Annotated in this window: 18 protein-coding genes; 5 read left to right on the forward strand and 13 right to left on the reverse strand. The window is 61.2% G+C overall.

Annotated features, from left to right (window positions below):
- Window positions 1-73: 73 nt before the first annotated feature.
- Window positions 74-949 (forward strand): glycosyltransferase family 2 protein, encoded by an 876-nt coding sequence (locus tag RAK1035_RS18720; RefSeq protein WP_008280422.1) that lies wholly within the window; start codon window positions 74-76, stop codon window positions 947-949.
- A gap of 65 nt (window positions 950-1,014) precedes the next feature.
- Here the strand turns inward: RAK1035_RS18720 and RAK1035_RS18725 are convergent, their stop codons facing one another.
- Complete coding sequence (locus RAK1035_RS18725; RefSeq protein ID WP_008280423.1) at window positions 1,015-1,326, reverse strand: hypothetical protein; 312 nt, start codon at window positions 1,324-1,326, stop codon at window positions 1,015-1,017.
- A gap of 164 nt (window positions 1,327-1,490) precedes the next feature.
- On the opposite strand from RAK1035_RS18725, the gene RAK1035_RS18730 reads away from it, so the two are divergent.
- Window positions 1,491-2,282 carry a calcium-binding protein gene (locus RAK1035_RS18730; RefSeq protein WP_008280424.1) on the forward strand — a complete coding sequence of 264 codons (792 nt, stop codon included), beginning with the start codon at window positions 1,491-1,493 and terminating at the stop codon, window positions 2,280-2,282.
- Window positions 2,283-2,323: 41 nt separating this feature from the next.
- Here the strand turns inward: RAK1035_RS18730 and RAK1035_RS18735 are convergent, their stop codons facing one another.
- The 11 genes from RAK1035_RS18735 to RAK1035_RS18785 form a co-directional block, all read right to left on the reverse strand.
- A complete protein-coding gene (locus RAK1035_RS18735; protein WP_008280425.1) occupies window positions 2,324-3,115 on the reverse strand; it encodes an enoyl-ACP reductase FabI in 792 nt (263 codons plus the stop codon).
- 6 nt (window positions 3,116-3,121) lie between these two features.
- Window positions 3,122-4,351 carry a beta-ketoacyl-ACP synthase I gene (gene fabB / locus RAK1035_RS18740; RefSeq protein WP_008280426.1) on the reverse strand — a complete coding sequence of 410 codons (1,230 nt, stop codon included), beginning with the start codon at window positions 4,349-4,351 and terminating at the stop codon, window positions 3,122-3,124.
- A 337-nt stretch (window positions 4,352-4,688) separates the two neighbouring features.
- Window positions 4,689-4,967 (reverse strand): HlyU family transcriptional regulator, encoded by a 279-nt coding sequence (locus RAK1035_RS18745; protein ID WP_008280427.1) that lies wholly within the window; start codon window positions 4,965-4,967, stop codon window positions 4,689-4,691.
- Window positions 4,968-5,052: 85 nt separating this feature from the next.
- Window positions 5,053-7,038 carry an RNA polymerase sigma factor RpoD gene (gene rpoD / locus RAK1035_RS18750; protein ID WP_008280428.1) on the reverse strand — a complete coding sequence of 662 codons (1,986 nt, stop codon included), beginning with the start codon at window positions 7,036-7,038 and terminating at the stop codon, window positions 5,053-5,055.
- A 118-nt stretch (window positions 7,039-7,156) separates the two neighbouring features.
- Window positions 7,157-9,106, reverse strand: a complete 1,950-nt coding sequence (dnaG, locus tag RAK1035_RS18755; protein ID WP_008280429.1) for a DNA primase — start codon at window positions 9,104-9,106, stop codon at window positions 7,157-7,159.
- Between the two features lie 47 nt (window positions 9,107-9,153).
- On the reverse strand, window positions 9,154-9,441 hold the full coding sequence (locus tag RAK1035_RS18760; RefSeq protein WP_008280430.1) for a hypothetical protein: 288 nt from the start codon (window positions 9,439-9,441) through the stop codon (window positions 9,154-9,156).
- 60 nt (window positions 9,442-9,501) lie between these two features.
- A complete protein-coding gene (locus RAK1035_RS18765; RefSeq protein ID WP_037297432.1) occupies window positions 9,502-10,059 on the reverse strand; it encodes a sarcosine oxidase subunit gamma in 558 nt (185 codons plus the stop codon).
- Window positions 10,052-12,982 (reverse strand): sarcosine oxidase subunit alpha family protein, encoded by a 2,931-nt coding sequence (locus RAK1035_RS18770; protein WP_008280432.1) that lies wholly within the window; start codon window positions 12,980-12,982, stop codon window positions 10,052-10,054. Before RAK1035_RS18770 ends, RAK1035_RS18765 begins: the two co-directional genes overlap by 8 nt.
- Entirely contained in the window at window positions 12,979-13,236 is a 258-nt protein-coding gene (locus RAK1035_RS18775; RefSeq protein WP_008280433.1) for a sarcosine oxidase subunit delta, read from the reverse strand. The genes RAK1035_RS18770 and RAK1035_RS18775 overlap by 4 nt, the downstream gene beginning before the upstream one ends.
- Before the next feature lie 57 nt (window positions 13,237-13,293).
- Window positions 13,294-14,547 (reverse strand): sarcosine oxidase subunit beta family protein, encoded by a 1,254-nt coding sequence (locus tag RAK1035_RS18780; protein ID WP_008280434.1) that lies wholly within the window; start codon window positions 14,545-14,547, stop codon window positions 13,294-13,296.
- Between the two features lie 132 nt (window positions 14,548-14,679).
- Window positions 14,680-16,110, reverse strand: a complete 1,431-nt coding sequence (locus tag RAK1035_RS18785; protein ID WP_008280435.1) for a Glu/Leu/Phe/Val family dehydrogenase — start codon at window positions 16,108-16,110, stop codon at window positions 14,680-14,682.
- A 315-nt stretch (window positions 16,111-16,425) separates the two neighbouring features.
- On the opposite strand from RAK1035_RS18785, the gene RAK1035_RS18790 reads away from it, so the two are divergent.
- From RAK1035_RS18790 to RAK1035_RS18800, 3 genes are read left to right on the forward strand one after another with little or no spacing between them, the layout of a single operon-like run.
- Window positions 16,426-18,225, forward strand: a complete 1,800-nt coding sequence (locus RAK1035_RS18790; protein WP_050775744.1) for a Tad domain-containing protein — start codon at window positions 16,426-16,428, stop codon at window positions 18,223-18,225.
- Window positions 18,222-18,758: a TadE/TadG family type IV pilus assembly protein gene (locus RAK1035_RS18795; RefSeq protein ID WP_008280437.1), complete on the forward strand. Its 537-nt coding sequence runs from the start codon at window positions 18,222-18,224 to the stop codon at window positions 18,756-18,758. Before RAK1035_RS18790 ends, RAK1035_RS18795 begins: the two co-directional genes overlap by 4 nt.
- Window positions 18,758-19,345, forward strand: coding sequence for a TadE/TadG family type IV pilus assembly protein (locus RAK1035_RS18800; protein ID WP_008280439.1), 588 nt, complete (start codon window positions 18,758-18,760; stop codon window positions 19,343-19,345). Before RAK1035_RS18795 ends, RAK1035_RS18800 begins: the two co-directional genes overlap by 1 nt.
- Here the strand turns inward: RAK1035_RS18800 and RAK1035_RS18805 are convergent.
- Window positions 19,342-19,821: a hypothetical protein gene (locus RAK1035_RS18805; RefSeq protein ID WP_008280440.1), complete on the reverse strand. Its 480-nt coding sequence runs from the start codon at window positions 19,819-19,821 to the stop codon at window positions 19,342-19,344. The genes RAK1035_RS18800 and RAK1035_RS18805 overlap by 4 nt on opposite strands.
- Window positions 19,822-19,947: the final 126 nt, after the last annotated feature.

Genomic DNA, 19,947 nt, shown 5'->3' on the forward strand with positions numbered 1-19,947 from the left:
TCAGGGGAGAGGGCACTTGCAATGCCTCTGCGTTTGGCGGATTCTGCATCCAAAACCAAGGGTAAAGCCGCGCATGACCGCCCCCGATCTCAAGACCTTTCTCGCCAACCCCGGCAAGGCGCTGGCCAAGGGGCCCATCGCCATGGTCTTTGCCGAGGATGAAAGCGAACTCAACTCCACCTTGCGTCACCATCTCGACACCGGCTTTGCCGCCGTGCTGCTCTTTGCCCCCGACAATTTCGCCTTGGCCCGCGACGTGGCCGAGGCGCCCGGCCTCAGCCGGATTCGCCATGATCTGTCCTCCGGCGATACCCTGACCGAGGCCGTGAATGCGGTTATCGCCGCCGCCCCCGGCCTTTGGATGTATTACTGCTACAACGCCGAATACCTGTTCTACCCCTTCTGCGAGACCCGCACCGTGGGTGAAATGCTGGCCTTTCACACCGAAGAACGCCGCGATGCGATGCTGACCTATGTGATCGACCTCTACGCCGGCGATCTGGATCGCTATCCCGATGCCGTGTCCCTTGAGGCCGCGCATATGGACAAGTCCGGCTATTACGCCCTCGCCCGTCCCGACCCCGAGAACCACAACCACCCCAGAGAACGGCAGCTTGATTTCTACGGCGGCCTGCGGTGGCGCTACGAGGAACACATCCCCGCCAAACGCCGCAAGATCGACCGCATCGCGATTTTCCGTGCCAAACCGGAACTAAGCTTGCGCGAGGATCACACCTTCTCGGACGAGGAATACAACACCTACGCCTGCCCGTGGCACCACAACCTTACCAGCGCCATCGTGTCCTTTCGCACCGCCAAGGCGCTCAAGCGCAACCCCGGCTCGACCTTTGACATCCACAGCTTCAAATGGCGCAACTCCATCCCGTTCGAGTGGCATTCGCGGCAATTGCTCGATCTGGGGCTGATGGAACCGGGACAATGGTTCTAAGCACGGCTGAAAGCGAACGCACCTAGTCAAAGCGTTCTGGTCATTCAACGATCCGCCAGAACGCTTTACTCTGTCGCCCTCAGCAACAGCGCGGTGAGCGGCGCAAGCCCGGCATCCTTGGCCACGTCCACGCCGCCATCCACACCGGCCAGCAGGGCACGAACGGCCTCGTTGCCGTCCATCACGCCCTGCGCCTGCGCCACCAGACGCTGCATCCCGTCATGCACCCCCGGTGCCAGCGCCCGCTCTTGCCAGATCGCCAACAGCCCACAAACCCCCAAGGAGACCCCTGCCACCCATGTCCAGCGCCGCGCGCGGCGCGCACGGGCGGCGGTTTTGCTTTCGGCGGGATCGGCAAAATGGCGGATATGTGTCATGCCCGCTACCTTCCAAATCCACATGGCAAGACTGTGGCAAGAATTCGGCCAGACCCGGGAATAAACCCCGCGGCACAGCGTTCACCTGACATCCCGGATCACTGCGATCCGGGAATAGGAACGCAACCGCGCCAAAGAGCGGCGCTTAAAAAAGGACCAGCACCATGGCTCGACTGACAGGAACCGACAGCGCCGACCGCTTGGTCGGCACCGCCTTTGCGGATCAAATCACCGGCCTTGACGGCAACGATACGATCTTTGGCGGCGGGGGCAATGATGCCATCAATGGCAATGACGACGGCGACCGCCTCGACGGTGGTGCAGGCAATGACACCATCGCGGGCGGCAAGGGCGAAGACACGCTTTTGGGCGGTCTCGGCAATGACCGCCTCACCGACGAAAGCGGCGATGACAGGCTCTTTGGTGGGGATGGCGACGACACGCTCGATGCAGGCGAAGGCAACGACCGCCTCGATGGCGGCACCGGCAATGACCGGATGTTCGGCGGCGAAGGCAATGACACAATGAACGGTGGCACCGGAAATGACGTGATGCACGGCGGTTCCGGCGACGATGTGATGAACGCCGGGGCCGGCGCGGATCGCCTCTTTGGTGGCGAAGGCAATGATGTGATGCGTGGCGGCGGTGGCCGTGACGTGCTCTCGGGTGGCGAGGGCAATGATTTCATCGACGGTGGCCACGGCAATGACCTGATGACCGGCGGCGTGGGGGCCGATACTTTCGTCTTCAAATTCGGGCGCGATGTCATCACCGATTTTGAGCCCGGCGATGATCAGATCGACCTCACCGGCATCAGCGGCCTCAACGATTTCGATGATGTGCTCAGCGCCGCCCGCATCTCGGGCAGCGATGTCGTGCTCGACTTCGGCGCGCATGAACTCACCCTGCGCAATTTCAGCCTGTCACAGCTCGACTCGGATGATTTCATCCTGTGACGTCTTGCGCGCTCCCGCCACCGGCGGGGGCGTGACCCTGATCAGAGGTTCTCGGCCTGCGGCATCCCCAGCACGTGATAGCCGCCATCAACATGGATGACCTCACCGCTGGTGCAGGCCCCCGCATCGGACGCCAGATAAACCGCCGTGCCACCAATAGCCTCGAGCGTCGCATTGGCGCGCATCGGCGCATTCAGCTCGGTGTGGCGAAACGTCTTGCGCGCGCCGCCAATCGCGGCCCCTGCCAGCGTCTTCATCGGGCCGGGGCTGATCGCGTTGACGCGGATACCATCCGGCCCCAGATCATTCGCCAAATAGCGCGTCGCCGATTCCAGCGCCGCCTTGGCCACGCCCATCACGTTGTAATTCGGCACAACCTTGTTCGACCCTTGATAGGTCAGGGTCAGCAGACAACCGCCCTGATCCTTCATCATCGGATAGGCGCGCCGCGCCACCTCGATAAGAGAATAGGCCGAGATTTCCAGCGAATGCTTGAAATTGGCGCGGCTGGTGTTCAGGAACCGCCCGGTCAATTCCGACTTGTCGGAATAAGCCACCGCATGCACCACGAAATCAATCGTCGGCCACCGCCCCGCCAGCGCCCCAAAGGCCGCATCAAGCGAGGCATCATCGGTCACATCGACATCGAGCAGCAGGTCAGAGCCAACGCTCGCCGCCAAGGGCTCCACCCGCTTGGCGAAATTCTCGCCCTGATAGGAAAAGGCCAGCTCCGCCCCCGCCGCATGCATCGCCCGTGCAATGCCCCAAGCGATAGAGCGGTCATTGGCCACCCCCATGATCAGGCCGCGCTTGCCCTGCATCGCAATCGTCATCTCATCTCACCCGTGAAATTTGCTCAGCAACATCGAGCCATTGGTGCCGCCAAAACCAAAGGAATTCGTCATCACCGTATCCAGCCCGGCCTTGTCCACCCGCACCGTTGCAATCTCGGCCGGATCAAGGGCCGGATCGAGCGTCTCAACATTGATCGACGGGGCAATGAAATCGTTTTCCAGCATCAAAAGGCAGTAAATCGCCTCTTGCGCGCCGGTGGCCCCTTGGGAATGCCCTGTCATCGACTTGGTGGAACTGATCGGCGGGGTGCTGCCCTGCCCAAAGACCCGGCGCACCGCCTCAACCTCGCCCACATCGCCGACAGGCGTCGAGGTGCCATGCGCGTTGATATAGCTCACGCGGCGTCCCTCAGGCAGTGTCGCCACCGCCAACCGCATCGCGCGCTCGCCGCCCTCGCCCGAAGGTGCCACCATATCGGCCCCATCCGACGTCGCGCCATAGCCCGTCACTTCGGCATAGATCTTGGCCCCGCGCGCCTTCGCCCGCTCCAACTCTTCCAGCACGACAATACCGCCCCCCGCCGAGATCACGAACCCGTCGCGCCCCACGTCAAAGGCCCGGCTCGCAGTCTCGGGCGTGTCATTGTACTTGGACGACATCGCGCCCATCGCATCAAAGAGGCACGACAGCGACCAATCCAATTCCTCTCCACCACCCGCAAACATCACATCCTGCTTGCCGAACATGATTTGCTCTGCGGCATGGCCGATACAATGCAGGCTTGTGGAACAGGCCGAGGTGATCGAATAGTTCAGACCCTTGATCTTGTAGGACGTCGCCAGATTGGCCGAAATCGTCGAACACATGGTCTTGGGCACAGCAAACGGCCCGATCCGCTTGGTCGATCCGGTGTCCAGCGCCACCTGATGCGCCGCCAGCATGGCACTGGTCGATGGCCCGCCCGATCCCGCAACAACCCCGGTGCGCGGGTTGATCACGTCTTTTTCCTCAAGCCCCGCATCGGCAATGGCCTGCGCCATGGCGATATGCGCATAGGCCGCCCCGCCCCCCATGAACCGCAACGCGCGCTTGTCCACATGCTCGGTCACATCGAGCTTGATCGCCCCGGCCACCCGGCTGCGAAAGCCATGCTCGGCCATAGCCTCATTCGCGGTGATGCCCGAGCGCCCCTCTCGGAGCGATGCCAGAACCTCTTGGGCGTTGTTGCCAATGCTGGAGACGATCCCCAGACCTGTGACGACGACACGACGCATGGGTGCCTCCCTCTGCTTTGTTACAGCCTCTGTAAGACAGCGTGACTTGAGGGGCAAGCGGTTAGCGGGACGATCCGCGCAACACCGCGCGCACTGGTCACCCTTTGCGCAGAAGCCCGGCCAGATATGCAAGCGCGGGCTTCATAGGTTAACGCCCCGCACGCCCGCAAAGGTTAAGCCTCCGACAACCGCCCGCCCGCGCATCGCACAAGACGCAGCACGAGGCCGCGACCTTACATAATCCCCTGACAAACCTTACAGAGATTACACGCGCCAGATGCCCGCACCGGGCCTGATCCGAGCCTGATCCGGGGCCTCGCATATCCAGCGCATTCGCCTATTTGCGGAAAACTGCCTCGCCCTGCTCGTCGATAACCTGCTTGGCCTTGCGCACGCAAAACGCCCGCGCCTCATCAAGGCTGGCAATGGTATCGGCCCGCAAAAGCTGGTGAACTTTCACCTCGCCCGCGATGTCCTTTTCAATCCGCGCCGCCACGCGGTATCCCCCGTCTGCCGCCTGTGGCGCGGGGAAGATACGGAAATCCTTATATATTTCCGGCTGCGCCTCAGGCTCTGCTTTGGGCTTGCCCCCAAACAATCGCGACAGGATCGACATACGGCCTCCAGATTATGCACCCTAGGGTGCGCATTCATTGCGCACCCCATAACCCCCTGTTTTCAAACGTGGGCTTTCACCCAGCTCATTGATCCAGAAAACTCCGCAGCTTGCGGCTCCGGCTCGGATGCTTCAGCTTGCGCAGCGCTTTGGCTTCGATCTGCCGGATACGTTCGCGGGTGACAGAGAACTGTTGCCCCACCTCTTCCAGCGTATGATCGGTGTTCATGCCGATACCAAACCGCATCCGCAACACCCGCTCTTCGCGCGGTGTGAGCGATGACAGAACCCGTGTCGTGGTTTCCTTGAGGTTGTCCTGAATAGCGCTATCCAACGGAAGAATAACGTTTTTATCCTCAATGAAATCACCAAGCTGGCTGTCTTCCTCGTCGCCAATCGGCGTCTCGAGCGAAATCGGCTCCTTGGCGATTTTCATCACCTTGCGGACCTTTTCCAGCGGCATTTGCAGCTTTTCGGCCAGTTCCTCGGGCGTCGGTTCGCGGCCAATCTCGTGCAGCATCTGACGACCCGTGCGCACCAGCTTGTTGATCGTCTCGATCATATGCACCGGAATCCGGATGGTGCGCGCCTGATCCGCGATCGAGCGGGTGATCGCCTGACGGATCCACCAGGTCGCATAGGTGCTGAATTTATAGCCCCGGCGATACTCGAACTTATCCACCGCCTTCATTAGGCCAATATTGCCTTCCTGAATAAGATCAAGGAATTGCAGGCCACGGTTGGTGTATTTCTTGGCAATCGAAATCACCAGACGCAGGTTGGCTTCGACCATTTCCTTCTTGGCTTGGCGCGCCTCTTTCTCGCCCTTCTGCACTTGCTGCACGATGCGGCGGAATTCGGAAATGTCCAAACCCACATACTGCCCCACCTGCGCCATGTCGGCGCGCAACTCGGCTACCTTTTCAGGGCTGCGCTCAATGAACATCTGCCAGCCGCGCCCGGCCTTGCGGGCCATATCGTCCAACCAGTTGGGATCAAGCTCGCGACCGCGATATTCTTCAATGAATTCAGAACGGTTGATACGCGCCTGATCGGCCAGTTTGACCATGGCAGAGTCGATCTGCATGATCCGGCGGTTGATGCCGTAAAGCTGATCAATCAGCGCCTCGATCCGGTTGTTGTGCAGATGCAGCTCGTTAACCAGCTCGACAATCTCGCTGCGCAGGGTCTGATAGGTGGCTTCCTGCTCGCGGCTGAACGATCCATCCTCGTTCAGCGTGGCCGAAATCCGGCTATCCTGCATCTCGCTCAGCTTGGCATAATCCGCCGCGATCCGGTCCAGCGTATCCAGAACGCGCGGCTTGAGCGCGGCTTCCATCGCCGCAAGGCTCATATTGGCCTGTTCGTCGTCCTCGTCATCGTCGTCGGAATGGATCGGATTGCCATCGGCATCCAGATCAGGCTCACTGTCATCACGCCCCATACCGCCGGGGGCGCTGGTCACATTGGCAGCCCCCACCACCGGCTCGGCGTCTTCGTCGCCCAATTGCGTGCCAAACGTGGCCTCAAGGTCGATCACATCGCGCAACAGGATGTCTTCACCCAAAAGTTCGTCGCGCCAGATGGTAATCGCCTGAAAGGTCAGCGGGCTTTCGCAGAGACCTGCGATCATTGTGTTGCGCCCGGCTTCGATCCGCTTGGCGATGGCAATCTCGCCCTCACGGCTCAAAAGCTCGACAGATCCCATCTCGCGCAGATACATCCGCACCGGGTCATCTGTACGGTCGAGCTTTTCTTCCTTGCCCGAGCCAAGGGTGATCTCGCCCCGTCGCCCGATCTCGGCAACGGCGGTCGAACGCCCCTCTTCCTCTTCCGCATCCTCGGCCTCGATGATGTTGATCCCCATCTCCGAGAGCATCGACATCACGTCTTCGATCTGTTCCGACGACACCTGATCCGGGGGCAAAACCTCGTTCAGCTGGTCATAGGTAATAAAGCCCTTTTCCCGCGCCTCCGCGATCATCCGCTTGACCGCCGCCTGGCTCATGTCGAGCGAAACCTCGGCTTCGGCTTCCTCTGGCTTATCGTCGTCGGTATCTTTGGCGGCCATGAATGACTCCTCGGCTATGGGCGGGGCGGGTGATTCGGTTGACCCGAATCAATAGCGTGTTCTGTTGATTCGCACACCCGTCTACCCTGATTTATTCGGCGCTTCCTTACGAAAACAATCATCTTCCCGGTTTAGAAAAGGTTATCTTGTCGAGCAAGGCGTCGAACTGTTGTTTCTCATCTCGTTTGATCCGCGCGCCATTTTCGCCCAAATCATATTCCGCCCGGTCCTCTTGCTGGCTGCGCACAGCACGATTTCGCGCCTCGGCTGCCTGCCCCAGACGATACGTCAGTGACTCGTCCACAAGCCCCTCAATGTCCTCGGTCGCCTCGGACAGCTCTGCCATCCAGCCACGTTGGGCCGTCAGTTTGGCAAATTCTTCGGTCAGGGTCAGGATGGCAAGCTCCTCATCTCCGGGGCGCCGCACCGGCGGGATGAGCGCGACATGGGGCAAAGTCATCAGCTTTTCAAGGGGTGCCGATCCGATCTCGGCTTCAATCCGGGCGCGCAAGCCCTCGGCACCGCTTACCGCATGGCGCAGGATCAGGTCCCGCAGCCGGGCCAAATCAGGGTCACGACACTCAAGCCTTTCAAGACCTGCCTCGAACCGCGCGGCCACGGACGGGCAAGAGATGAGCGTCGCCAGAACCACCGCCTCGCGCAGATGCACCGTGCCATCCCCGCCCGCAGCCACCAAGAGCGAGGATTTGGTCGCCGCCCGCGCCGGTTCCGGCGGCGGCCATTTGCCACCACGGGCACGGGGCGTAAAACCGGTGCTCCGGCGCGGATTGAACAACTGCCACCGCAGGTCCTTGATCGCCTGCCCGTAATGGCTGCGAATCGACGGGTCGCGAATCAACATGATCTTTTCACGCAGCACCTTGTCGAGCGCCGCCCTACGCTCGGGGCTGTCATAATCGCGCCCTTCGGTCTCGCGCTGCCACAAAAGCTGCACCATCGGCAGCGCCGCATCAATCCGCCCCTGCACCGCGCCCGCCCCCTCGGACCGCAAGAGATCGTCCGGGTCTTTGCCCTCGGGCATCAACGCAAACCGCAGCGATTTGCCCGCCTCCAACAGCGGAAGCGCCAGATCAATCACCCGGTAGGCCGCGCGCAGCCCCGCCGTATCGCCATCAAGAGCAATCACCGGCTCTGGGCTGATCCGCCACATAAGCTGCAACTGATGCTCGGTCACAGCCGTGCCCAAGGGGGCCACCGCCGCACCAAATCCCGCCGCCACAAGGGCGATCACATCCATATACCCCTCGGCCACGATCAGCGTTTGGCCCTTGCCCGATGCCTCCCGCGCAGGTCCATGATTGTAGAGCGTATGAGATTTGTCAAAAAGCTCGGTTTCCGGCGAATTCAGATACTTGGCCGGGTCACTCGGGTCCATTGCCCGCCCGCCAAAGGCAATGCAGCGCCCGCGCGCGTCCCGGATCGGAAACATGATCCGGTTGCGAAACGTGTCATAGGGCTTGCCCCCCTTCTGACTTTCCTTGGCCAAACCGCAGGCAAGGATCATGTCGGGCGGCACGCCCTTGCCCGTCAGATGCTCCCACAGCCCCTGCCAGCCATCGGGCGCAAAGCCTATGTCGAATTGCGCCTGCGTCGCCTCAGCCAGCTTGCGACCCTTGAGATAGTCACGCGCCGCCGCCCCGGCCCCGCTGCGCAGGTGCAGGCCAAAAAATTTGACCGCCTGCTCCATCACCTCGATCAACTGCCCGCGCCGATCCGCCTTGGCCTGCGCCTGCGGATCGCGCTCGGGCATCGGCATGCCAGCCTCTGCCGCAAGGATTTTCACCGCTTCCATGAAATCGACATTCTCGGTCTCACGGACAAATGCAATCGCATCGCCTTTGGCGTGACAGCCAAAGCAATAGTAAAACCCCTTGCGGTCATCCACATGAAAAGACGCAGTTTTTTCTTGGTGGAACGGGCAAGGTGCCCACATATCGCCCTTGCCGGGATTTGACTTGCGATTGTCCCACGTCACTTTGCGCCCAACCACATGGGAGAGCGACAGGCGGTTTTGCAACTCGTCTAAAAATCCGGGGGGCAGGCTCATGCCCCTATATTGGGCGCGCGCCGCTCAGAGTCCAGAGGTCAGAGGTGTTACTGTGCCTCGCATTGCGTGACATAGCTGCCCGCCACATCCTCGGCCAATTGTGCCTCGTCCAGCGAATAGACCCAATCGACCAAAGGCTGCACCGCAGGCGCATAGACGGCCATATCACCCGTCATTTCGGCTGTGATCGTGGTGATCGTAGCGGGGGCATCCTCACCCGCTTTGCGCGCGTCAACGGCGCTCGCCACGATTTCACCCGTGGGCGCACAGATCGGGTTTTCGGCCATGGCCATGGCAGGCATCAGGCTTAGGGCGGCACTCAGCATCAGGCGCATTGGCGATCCTCTCTTTCAGACCCCGCTCTCATAAGCCAGTTTTTCGGCCCTGTCAGCGCCTCAGATGGGGGAATTTTGTCGCGCCGCGACCCGGCGCATGGCGATTTCCGCCTCATGCACCAGTGTCGCCGCCATCGAGCGGAACACCATAATCTGCCAAAGCTGTGGCCCCAACCGGCTGATCGACCCGGCCATATGCGCCACATCCGTGCGCGCGGTATGGCCCGGCGCAAAGACCGCATCGCGCAGATCAAGCGGGCAGAGCCGCGCCAGAACCTCGGCCGCCTGCCGCCCCTCCAACTGCACGACCGCCCAGCCATCCGACTGATCCGTCAGCGCCGCATGCGCCGCCAACCCGGCCTCAGGCTCCGGACCGATCAAAAGCGCCATGTCGCGCCCAAACCACAGGGCGCGCGCCTGCGTATCCCCTGTCAGACGCCCCGGTTCCGGCCAAGCGACACCATGCGCCGCCTGCATCGCCGCAGACAGCGCCGCCACGCAGCCCCGGTAGGGTGCCAGCGATGTCATCCGCACCGGCCTTATCTCGGTCAGGCTCAGATCGCCCACCGACACCGGCAAAAGCCCCGCGCAGGGGGTCTGAGCCTTTAAGTCAGCCACGCAACCGCCCTCCTTCTGGATCAAACGCCACAAGGGGCGTCACTTCGCAAATCGTCTCGGACTTGCGCAAATGATCCACCACGCGCACCCGGTCGCCCATCCGCTCTGGTCCGCGCTGCAGAAACCCGATGCCGATCACATGCCCCAACGTGGGCGAATAGCACGCGCTCGTGACATAGCCCCGATCCTGCGTGCGAACCGCTTCGGCGCCCTCGTCAAAAATATGCGCGCCGGCCAGCAATTCCTTGACCGCGCCCACCGGCTTCAATCCCACCATACGCTCACGCTCCGGGTCCGTCAGACCCGGGCGTGCGGCCGCCGCCTTGCCGATGAAATCCTTCTTGGCGCTCATCATCCCCTGCATCCCGATGTCATAGGCGGTGACGCGGCCATGGATTTCGGCATGGGTGATAAACCCCTTCTCGATCCGCAACACATTAAGCGCCTCCAGCCCGTAAGCCCCGCCGCCCATCTCTTCGGCGCGCGCCACCAAAGCCGCAAAGAGCGCCGCCCCATAGCGCGCAGGCACCGCGATTTCATAGGCATGCTCCCCCGAGAACGAGATCCGAAACAGCCGCCCCGCAACCCCACCAATCCGCGCCGTCCCACAGGCCATATAGGGAAACCCCGCCTCGTCAATCGGCGCGTCCAGCATGCCATTCAGCAGGGCGCGCGATTTTGGCCCGGCCACCGCGAATTGCGCCCATTGCTCTGTCACGGAAACAAGGCGCACATCCCAGTCAGGCCGCAAAACCTGCGAGACGAATTCCAGATGCCGCATCACCTGCCCCGCCGCAGCCGTCGTGGTGGTCATCACGAAATGGGTCTCTGCCATGCGCGCGCAGGTGCCGTCATCCATCACATGCCCATCCTCGCGCAGCATGAGACCATAACGCACACGGCCCACCTTCAGCGTCGAGAACATATTGGTATAGACGAAATCAAGAAACCGTGCCGCATCAGCGCCTTGCACGTCGATCTTGCCTAGGGTGGACACATCGCAGATCCCGACCGCGCTGCGCACCATCGCCACTTCTCGGTCGCAAGATTGCCGCCAGGCATTCTCGCCTTTCTGCGGGAAATAGCTGGGCCGATACCAGAGCCCCGCCTCGATCATCGGCGCATTGCGCGCCACGCTTTCGGCATGCGAGGTGGTGCGCCGTTCGGGGGCAAAGCCTTTGCCCTTCCCCCCTGCCCCCAGGGCCGCGATCGGAACCGGCACATAGGGCGGACGAAATGTGGTGGTGCCAGTCTCGGCAATACCGCGCCCCGTCGCCTCGGCCAGCACCGCCAGAGCCGCCACATTCGAGTTTTTGCCCTGATCGGGGGCCATACCCTGCGTCGTGTAGCGCTTCATATGCTCGACCGAGCGGAAATTTTCGGCCGCCGCCTGCACCACATCCTTGACCGTCACATCATTCTGGAAATCAAGCCAGGCACGCCCCTTTCCCGGCACATGCCAGAGCGGAAAGATGTCATAGGCCGCGTCAGTTGCCATTGGTGCGGCCAGATCCGGCGCGCGCAATCCAAGATCCTGCGCGGCGCGCGCGCCCTTAGCCAATCCGCTCTCCAGACAGGCGCGGGTGGAAAACGCCCCCGCTGCCGCCCCCGCCGCACACAGCCCCGGCACGGCATTCGCAGGCGGCAGAAACGCCTGTCGGGCCGCGTCCCACTCGGGCCGCGCGCCCATGTGGCAGGCCAGATGCACCGTCGGGTTCCACCCGCCCGAAATCGCAAGACAATCCGCAGCGATCCGATCCTCACCCCGCTGCGTGGAAATCGTCACCGCCTCAAGCCCACGCCGCCCGCTCGTGCCACAGACCTGCGCGCCGGGATAAAACGGCACGTCCAGAGCAGAGCGCGCATAGGGCCGCGCGTCGATCAATGCCGCCACATGCACCCCCGCCGCCTGCAAATCAGAGACGGTGCGATGCGCGCTGTCATTGTTGCCAAAGACCACCGTGCTCTGTCCCGGTGCCACGCCCCAGCGGTTGACATAGGCGCGCACCGCCCCTGCCATCATCACACCGGGCCGGTCATTGTTGGGAAAGGCAATGGCCCGTTCCAATGCGCCCGCCGCCAACACCGCGCGCCGCGCCACGATCCGCCAAAAACACCCCTTGGGCGCATGGGGCCGCGTGGCCAGATCAGGTGCCAACCGCTCAAGCGCTCCATAGGTGCCGCCATCATACACGCCGGTAACCGCCGTACGCGTCATGATCCGCACATTGGGCATGGCCGCAAGCTCTGCCGCGATCTCTTCTACCCAATCCACAGCGGGCAGCCCGTCAACCTCTTCCGTCTCGGCCAAGAGACGCCCACCAAGCCGCGTGTCCTCTTCGGCAAGGATCACATCCGCCCCCGCCTCTGCCGCAGCCCGCGCCGCCATCAGGCCCGCAGGACCGCCGCCGATCACCAGAACGTCACAATGGGCATAGGCGCGCTCATAACTGTCTTCTGCCGCATCCCCCGACAACGCGCCCAGACCCGCCGCACGGCGGATCACAGGCTCATAAACCCGCTCCCAAAACGCACGCGGCCACATGAACGTCTTGTAATAGAACCCCGCCCCAAGGAATGGCGCAAAAAGATCGTTGGCCGCCAGAACATCCAGCCCCAGCGTCGGCCAACGGTTCTGGCTGCGCGCCTCCAGACCCTCATGCAACTCGACCGTGGTCGCCCGCAAATTGGGCCTTTGTGCCGCCCCCCGCCCAACCGTCACAAGGGCATTGGGTTCTTCGCTGCCAGCGGTCATCACCCCGCGCGGGCGGTGATACTTGAAGGACCGCGCCACCATCCGCACCCCGTTGGCCAAAAGCGCCGAGGCCAACGTATCCCCCGCAAACCCCTCATAGCGGTGCCCGTCGAATTGAAATTGCACCCGGCGCGAGCGGTCGATCAGGCCCTTGTCCTCGATCCTCATGCGCCCAACTCCGCCGCTAACGCCACGCCAAGCACCGCATGCGAAACCGTGTCGCGCGTCACGATCAGCCAGGCCCCGCACCCCTGCTCATGCTGCCACAGATCGCGCGTCACACCCGCCGGATTGTCGCGGTTGTGAATGTAATCGTCCCACTCCGGGCTCCAGACTTCACCCTCGGGGCGCACGAGCGCGGCACCTTGATAATAGAATTCGCGACGATCCCGCTCGCCACAGATCGGACAGCCCAGCCTCATTTCGCGCGCGCTTTCATCGTTCCAAAAGTACTCAAGATTTCGCCCTCTCTGCGCTGCTCAATGCAGGTTGTGCTGCGCCCCGGTGCCTTCTTCGTCCATCAGCCCCCGGCCCGTGCGGAACCGGTCCAGCCTGAATCCCGTAGCCGCCGGATGTGGGCGGTCGGTGGCGATAAGATGCGCCATCGCATCCCCCGAACCGGGCACCGCCTTGAACCCGCCATAGCACCACCCACAATTGAGATAGAGCCCCTCGATCCCCGCGTGATCAATGATGGGTGAACCATCGGGCGACATATCCATGATCCCGCCCCAACTGCGCAGCAGGCTTGCATTGCCGATCATCGGCATCAAGGTCATGCCCGCCTCCATCACATGCTCGACAATCGGCAGATTGCCCCGCGCGGCGTAAGAGGCATACATGTCCAGATCCCCGCCAAAGACCAGCCCCCCCTTGTCGGATTGGCTGATATAGAAATGTCCCATGCCAAAGCTGATGACATGGTCGATGCAGGGCTTTAGCCCTTCTGTGACAAAGGCCTGAAGAACATGGCTCTCGATGGGCAGGCGCATCCCCGCCATTGCCGCCACTTGGCTGGATCGTCCAGCCACCACAATCGCCAGCTTTTTGGCACGAATAGCCCCGCGTGTCGTCTGCACGCCGCGCACCTGACCATTCTCGATGTCGATGCCCGTCACTTCACAATTCTGAATAAGGTCCACGCCCCGCGTGCTGGCCCCCCGTGCATAGCCCCAAGCCACCGCATCATGCCGTGCCGTGCCTGCGCGCCGCTGCAACAGGCCGCCATGGATCGGAAACCGCGCCTGATCATAATCGAGATAAGGCACCATGCGTTTCAGCTGCGCCACGCTCAGCAATTCGGCATCATCGCCCTGATTGATCATCGCATTGCCGCGTCGGGCAATGGCGTCGCGCTGCCCGTCCGAATGAAACAGCACGATCTGCCCGCGCTGGCTGTGCATCACGTTGTAATTCAGGTCCTCTTCCAGACCCTCCCACAGCTTGAGGGAATGGCTGTAGAACTCCGAATTGCCCGGCAGGAAATAATTGGCGCGCACGATGGTGGTGTTGCGCCCCACGCTGCCGCCGCCCAGATAGCCCTTTTCCAGCACCGCCACATTGGTGATGCCATGCCGCTTGGCCAGATAATAGGCGGTCGCCAGACCATGCCCCCCGCCGCCGATGATCACCACGTCATACGCGGGTTTGGGCGTCGCATCGCGCCAATGCGCCTGCCAGCCCTTGTTGCCGGTCAGCCCTTCCTTCAAAACCCGCAGGCCGGAAAACCGCATGCCACTCCCCTTGCGCCATTTTCTGCGCCAATCTGGCGCGACTGAACCAACTTCACCCATCAATAGCAATGGCAGAGCCGAAGCTCTGCCATCTTTCCCGCCATTTTCAGGCCCATGCGCGACCCGAGCGTGTCAGAGCCCCATCGCGCGATAGCTCGCCGCGACCTTGGCGATGGACACGAGATAGGCCGCCGTGCGCAGGTCCGTCACGTCCTGACGACTGTGCCAGACCTCGCGCATCGACTGATACGCGGTGCGCATCGTGTCATCGAGACCCGAGCGCACCAGTTCCAACTCGCCCGCACCCTTGAGGTATTTCTGCTTGAAATCGGGCGACATTTCCCAAGCATCCCCCAAACCCCGGTTGAGCCGCTGCAATTCCGTCACCAGCAATTGATGCCGCGCTTCCTCCTGTCGCCGCCCGATCCGGCCAAAGCGGATATGGCTCAGGTTCTTGACCCATTCGAAATAAGACACCGTGACACCGCCTGCATTGGCGTACATATCCGGAATGATGACCGTGCCTTTCTGGCGCAGGATGTCATCGGCCCCCGCCGTGATCGGCCCATTCGCCGCCTCGATGATCAGGGATGCCTTGATCTGCGCGGCATTGCTCAGGTTGATCACCCCTTCCATCGCTGCGGGGATCAGAATGTCACAGGCCTGTTCCAGAACCTTGGCACCCTCCTTGACAAATTGCCCCTCGGGATAGCCCTCCACACCGCCATGCCGCGCGATCCAGTTGCGCACCGCTTCGACATTCAGCCCCTTCGCATCAACCAAAGCACCATCACGCTCGATGATCCCGGTGATCAGACAACCATCCTCTTCGCTCAGAAACTTGGCCGCGTGATAGCCCACATTGCCAAGCCCCTGCACGACCACCCGCTTGCCATCCAGCGTGCCCGACAGCTTCGCCGCCGCGATATCCTCGGGATGACGAAAGAATTCGTGCAGCGCATATTGCACACCCCGCCCCGTCGCCTCGACCCGGCCCTGAATCCCGCCCGCATTGATCGGCTTGCCGGTCACGCAGGCGCGGTAATTGATGTCCGTTGTATTCATGCGCTTATATTGATCCGCGATCCATGCCATTTCGCGTTCGCCCGTGCCCATGTCAGGGGCAGGCACGTTTTGCGCCGGGTTGATCAGGTCGCGCTTGATCAGCTCATAGGCAAAGCGCCGGGTGATCAACTCCAGCTCATGCTCTTCCCACTGGCGCGGATCAAGCCGCAACCCCCCCTTGGAACCGCCAAACGGGGCCTCTACCAGCGCGCATTTATAGGTCATCAGCGCGGCCAAGGCCTCGACCTCGTCCTGATTGACGCCCATGGCATAGCGGATACCGCCCTTGACCGGTTCCATATGTTCGGAATGAACGCTGCGATAGCCAGTAAAGGTGTGGATCTGTCCGCGCAAACGCACGCCAAAGCGCACGGTATAGGTGGCATTGCAAACGCGGATCTTTTCCTCGAGCCCCGGCGGCAGATCCATCAGCGCCACCGCGCGATTGAACATCAGATCCACACTTTCGCGAAAGCTCGGTTCCTTGCTGGCGTTCATTCGTCCTCTCCCTGTTGCAGCCCGGCTCTGTCGACTGGCCCAAGTAGCGCGCAGCCCCGGTGCACTCGTATGCTACCCGATGAAAGCCGTTTGTCTACCCGCCGCCAGCGCGCCCCTTGGCGGATTCGGGCCACCTTGGGTGTTTGTCGCCAAAGGTCATACAATCGAGCGCCAGCTTTTACATTGTTGATTTTGATTGATTAACTTCTGCATTTTCGTCCGAAACCCGCCACAATTCAGCCATAGAGAATAAGGATAAAGCCAGATGGTGCAGTGCGGGGTTGGGGAAATGCTCCGTCACAATGAGGTGTTTACATGCTTTGGAATGGCAAGACGTCGGGTCGGGGGGCACGGTCGAACTTGCGCGAGACGACGCGCGCAGCAGAATATGCGGAACGGTTCGCCAAGGATGAAGAGGGCACCGTAACGGTACTCGCATTTGCGATTTTCGTTATGTTCCTCGTCATGGGCGGTATCGGCATTGATATGATGCGTCAGGAAATGGCGCGCGCCAGCCTTCAGGCTACGCTGGATCGGGCCGTTCTGGCTGGGGCCACAGCGGTCAACAACGCCACGGCCAGGGCCGTGATCGAGGATTACTTCGCCAAATCAGGTCAGTCCGACTATCTCGCGGCGCAGGAAGCCGGCGATATCGACATTCGTCTCAACTCGTCCAAGGTTACGGCACGGGCGACCCAGACGCTTGACACCTACCTGATGCGCCTTGCCGGGGTGGACACGCTGACCTCAGCGGGCAACTCTACCGCAGAGGTGACGATCCCCAAGCTGGAAATCGCCATGGCGCTCGACGTCTCGGGCTCCATGATTGGAGCTCGTATCGACGCATTGAAACCCGCCGCCATCGAATTTGTCGACTCCATTCTCGACAGCACAGAACCGAATGATGCGGTGATCTCAGTGGTCCCGTTCAGCTGGGGCGTGACCCCGTCCAAGGAAATCTACGAGGCGCTGACCGTCAACGAAACTCACAAGTATTCATCGTGCCTAGAGTTGAATGACTCGCATTTCACCGACACCACGATTGATCCGAACACAGCCTATAATCAGCTGATCTATACCTCCCGCGAGGGCGTAACCTTTGGCGATCTTACGACAACACCACTGGGCGACTTCCTCGATACCTATAACCAGACGTGCTATACGCAGGATTATTTCAACATCCTACCCTACGCGACCACCAAAACAGCGCTGCACGACAAGATCAATGGGCTACAGGCGGGCGGCAGTACCTCGAACGACGAAGGCGTGAAATGGGCCGCAGCTTTGCTGGACCCGGCCTTCCAGCCCGTTGTCACAAGCCTCCAGCAACCGATCCAGGTGCCTCAGGATGACGGCACCATCCTGACCTATTCCTTGGTTGAACCCGCGCTCAGCGACATGCCCGCCGTGTTCAACGAAAGCGAAACGCTCAAGGTGATCGTGCTCATGGGCGACGGGGCGAATGACAATTCGTATAGCTTCAGCAGCACCTATCGCGGGGCGAACTCGGATCTGTTCAAGCTGACATACGAGCAAATGCAGTTCCTTTACCTCCAGCGGAACTATGACAATCGCCGTTGGTATGGGTCAGAGTATCAGCAATACTGCAACTACAGCGGCTATACATGCATCTATGAGCCGACAGGCGAGGAACAGGTGGCTTATTTCCTGCGCCGCCCCTCGGACAGCCGCATGTTCAACGTCACCGATGGCGGTTCCGTAACGTGGTCCACCTTTAACAACTACAACTCAAACACCCTGCCCGGCTTCATTTCCAGCGAGCGTCTGAGCTGGGAAACCGCTTGGGGCCTCATGTCGCCGCGCTTTTATGGCAACACGACTGGCAACTGGGGACCGTGGAACAACTTCCTAAACAATCCGATTAACCGCTCGAAGAAAGATGAACGTCTCGACGACATCTGCCGCGAGGCCAAATCCGAAGGTATCGTGATCTATACCATCGCCTTTGAGATGGGCAGTCAGCCAACGGGGGCCGACAAGATCAAGAAATGCGCCTCGTCGGTCAATCATCACTACAATGCGACAACCGTCAATATTGCCAGTGCCTTCAGCGCCATCGCGGCGAATGTGAAACAGTTGAGGTTGACCCAATGACCCGCGTGTTCAAAAACTTCCTACGCCGTTTCCGGCAGGACGATACCGGCACCGCTTCGCTCGAATTTGTTCTGGTGGCGCCGTTCTTCATCGGCATCATGATCTTTTCGATCGAAATGGGGTTTGTGACCATGCGCGCCACCTTGCTCGAGCGCGGGCTGGATATGGCGGTGCGCGAGGTGCGCCTTGGCACCGGAACGGCACCGCAGCATGATGACATCAAACAGATCATCTGCACCAACGCGATCATGATCAACGATTGCGAAAACAACCTGCGCCTGGAAATGCGCCCCGCAGATATCCGCAACTTCAATGGGCTAGATGCAGAGGCCGATTGCACGGATCAGGCAGAGCCCGCCAAGCCGGTGCGCGAATTCGTGCCCGGCCAGCAAAACGCGCTCATGCTCTTGCGCGCCTGCCTCAAGTTCCGGCCGCTGTTTCCTGCGGGGATGCTCGGCAGCCGCCTTGTCCCAGACGGTGACAGCCAAGCGTCACTCGTCGCCACGACTGCCTTTGTTCAGGAGCCAATCTGATGACCCTGCGCCCTGCTCTCAAACTGCTGCGCCGGTTTTGGAAACAAGAAACCGGAACCGCCGCCATGGAAACGGTCGTGATGTTCCCCTTCCTGTTCATGGGGCTCACCTTCAGCTACGAATATTTCGACATGTTCCGCTATCAGAGCGTCCGAGAAAAGGCGACCTACACAGTTGCCGACATGCTCTCGCGCGAAACCTCTGAGGTGAACGAGGCCTATATCGACAACGTCAAAGTCCTGTTCGACATCATGACCAATGATGACGGAAACAATCAGGTGCGTGTCACCGTGGTTCGCTACCACGTCGACGCCACCAACAACATTGACGAGTTCGAACTGCGCTGGTCCGAAGTGCGCGGCTCGGGCGATCTCAACCCTCTGAGCGCGGATGATGTGCGCAACGCCCATGCGACGCTGCCGCAAATGCTGAATGGCCAGGAAATCATCTTGGTCGAGACATCCTCGGATTATGACCCGGTCTTCTCCACCGGGTTCACCGATGGCACCAATATCAAAACACGGATGTTCGTGCCGCTGCGCTTTGCGTCGCAACTGTGCTTCGAGGGTGTCTGTACCGCCGCTTAATCCTGCGACTGCCGGGTGATCAACTCTTGAATCTGCTCGGCCATGTACTTGGCTGGCGTGCCAGCGGTTACTCCGCCCACGCCAACACTGCGCCCAACACGCCACCAAAGCCCCGGTTGCCAGACAGCCGGGGCTTTTTCCGTCAGCAGGATGCGAAAGCCGTTTGACGGCTTGAACGCAAACACGCCCCGATCCACCGATCTAATCTGTGCCGCTGGCGCGATCATCCGGCCCGTGTTGTCGCGCAATCCGTCGCGCGTCAGCACCAGCCATTGCGCCGTCGCCCGCCACATCCGCTCGGCCAGAAAAACGCACGTGCCTCCGAACCCGACCATGAACACCTGCCAGCCAAGGCTCGGGGATTGGACAAGTGCCAGATAAAGCAGCGTGAGCCCCAGGCCCGCAACCGAACCGACACCCAGAATCCGCCGCCCCGCCGACGCCCCTAATGCCGCCAAAACCTCTTCATCCTGCATGCGATCTCTCCCTTTGCGCCTGCCTTTACCCCGGATCGCCCCCCATGGCGAGAGGGGCACCGCGCAAAACGCACAGGTGCCGTTCAGCCATGAACAGACAGCATCATTTCACCAGCGCCTACGCTG

The organism is Roseovarius sp. AK1035 (assembly GCF_003288315.1).
Taxonomy (GTDB): Bacteria; Pseudomonadota; Alphaproteobacteria; order Rhodobacterales; family Rhodobacteraceae; genus Roseovarius; species Roseovarius mucosus_A.

Bases quoted from the DNA above. Each gene is read 5' to 3' on its own strand.
- RAK1035_RS18780 (WP_008280434.1), bottom strand. From the start codon at position 14,547: ATGCGGTTTTCCGGCCTGCGGGTTTTGAAGGAAGGGCTGACCGGCAAC.
- rpoD (WP_008280428.1), bottom strand. From the start codon at position 7,038: ATGGCCGCCAAAGATACCGACGACGATAAGCCAGAGGAAGCCGAAGCC.
- RAK1035_RS18745 (WP_008280427.1), bottom strand. From the start codon at position 4,967: ATGTCGATCCTGTCGCGATTGTTTGGGGGCAAGCCCAAAGCAGAGCCT.
- RAK1035_RS18720 (WP_008280422.1), top strand. From the start codon at position 74: ATGACCGCCCCCGATCTCAAGACCTTTCTCGCCAACCCCGGCAAGGCG.
- fabB (WP_008280426.1), bottom strand. From the start codon at position 4,351: ATGCGTCGTGTCGTCGTCACAGGTCTGGGGATCGTCTCCAGCATTGGC.
- RAK1035_RS18760 (WP_008280430.1), bottom strand. From the start codon at position 9,441: ATGCGCCTGATGCTGAGTGCCGCCCTAAGCCTGATGCCTGCCATGGCC.
- dnaG (WP_008280429.1), bottom strand. From the start codon at position 9,106: ATGAGCCTGCCCCCCGGATTTTTAGACGAGTTGCAAAACCGCCTGTCG.
- RAK1035_RS18785 (WP_008280435.1), bottom strand. From the start codon at position 16,110: ATGAACGCCAGCAAGGAACCGAGCTTTCGCGAAAGTGTGGATCTGATG.
- RAK1035_RS18795 (WP_008280437.1), top strand. From the start codon at position 18,222: ATGACCCGCGTGTTCAAAAACTTCCTACGCCGTTTCCGGCAGGACGAT.
- RAK1035_RS18800 (WP_008280439.1), top strand. From the start codon at position 18,758: ATGACCCTGCGCCCTGCTCTCAAACTGCTGCGCCGGTTTTGGAAACAA.
- RAK1035_RS18805 (WP_008280440.1), bottom strand. From the start codon at position 19,821: ATGCAGGATGAAGAGGTTTTGGCGGCATTAGGGGCGTCGGCGGGGCGG.
- RAK1035_RS18790 (WP_050775744.1), top strand. From the start codon at position 16,426: ATGCTTTGGAATGGCAAGACGTCGGGTCGGGGGGCACGGTCGAACTTG.
- RAK1035_RS18725 (WP_008280423.1), bottom strand. From the start codon at position 1,326: ATGACACATATCCGCCATTTTGCCGATCCCGCCGAAAGCAAAACCGCC.
- RAK1035_RS18735 (WP_008280425.1), bottom strand. From the start codon at position 3,115: ATGACGATTGCGATGCAGGGCAAGCGCGGCCTGATCATGGGGGTGGCC.
- RAK1035_RS18730 (WP_008280424.1), top strand. From the start codon at position 1,491: ATGGCTCGACTGACAGGAACCGACAGCGCCGACCGCTTGGTCGGCACC.
- RAK1035_RS18770 (WP_008280432.1), bottom strand. From the start codon at position 12,982: ATGAGGATCGAGGACAAGGGCCTGATCGACCGCTCGCGCCGGGTGCAA.
- RAK1035_RS18775 (WP_008280433.1), bottom strand. From the start codon at position 13,236: ATGAGGCTGGGCTGTCCGATCTGTGGCGAGCGGGATCGTCGCGAATTC.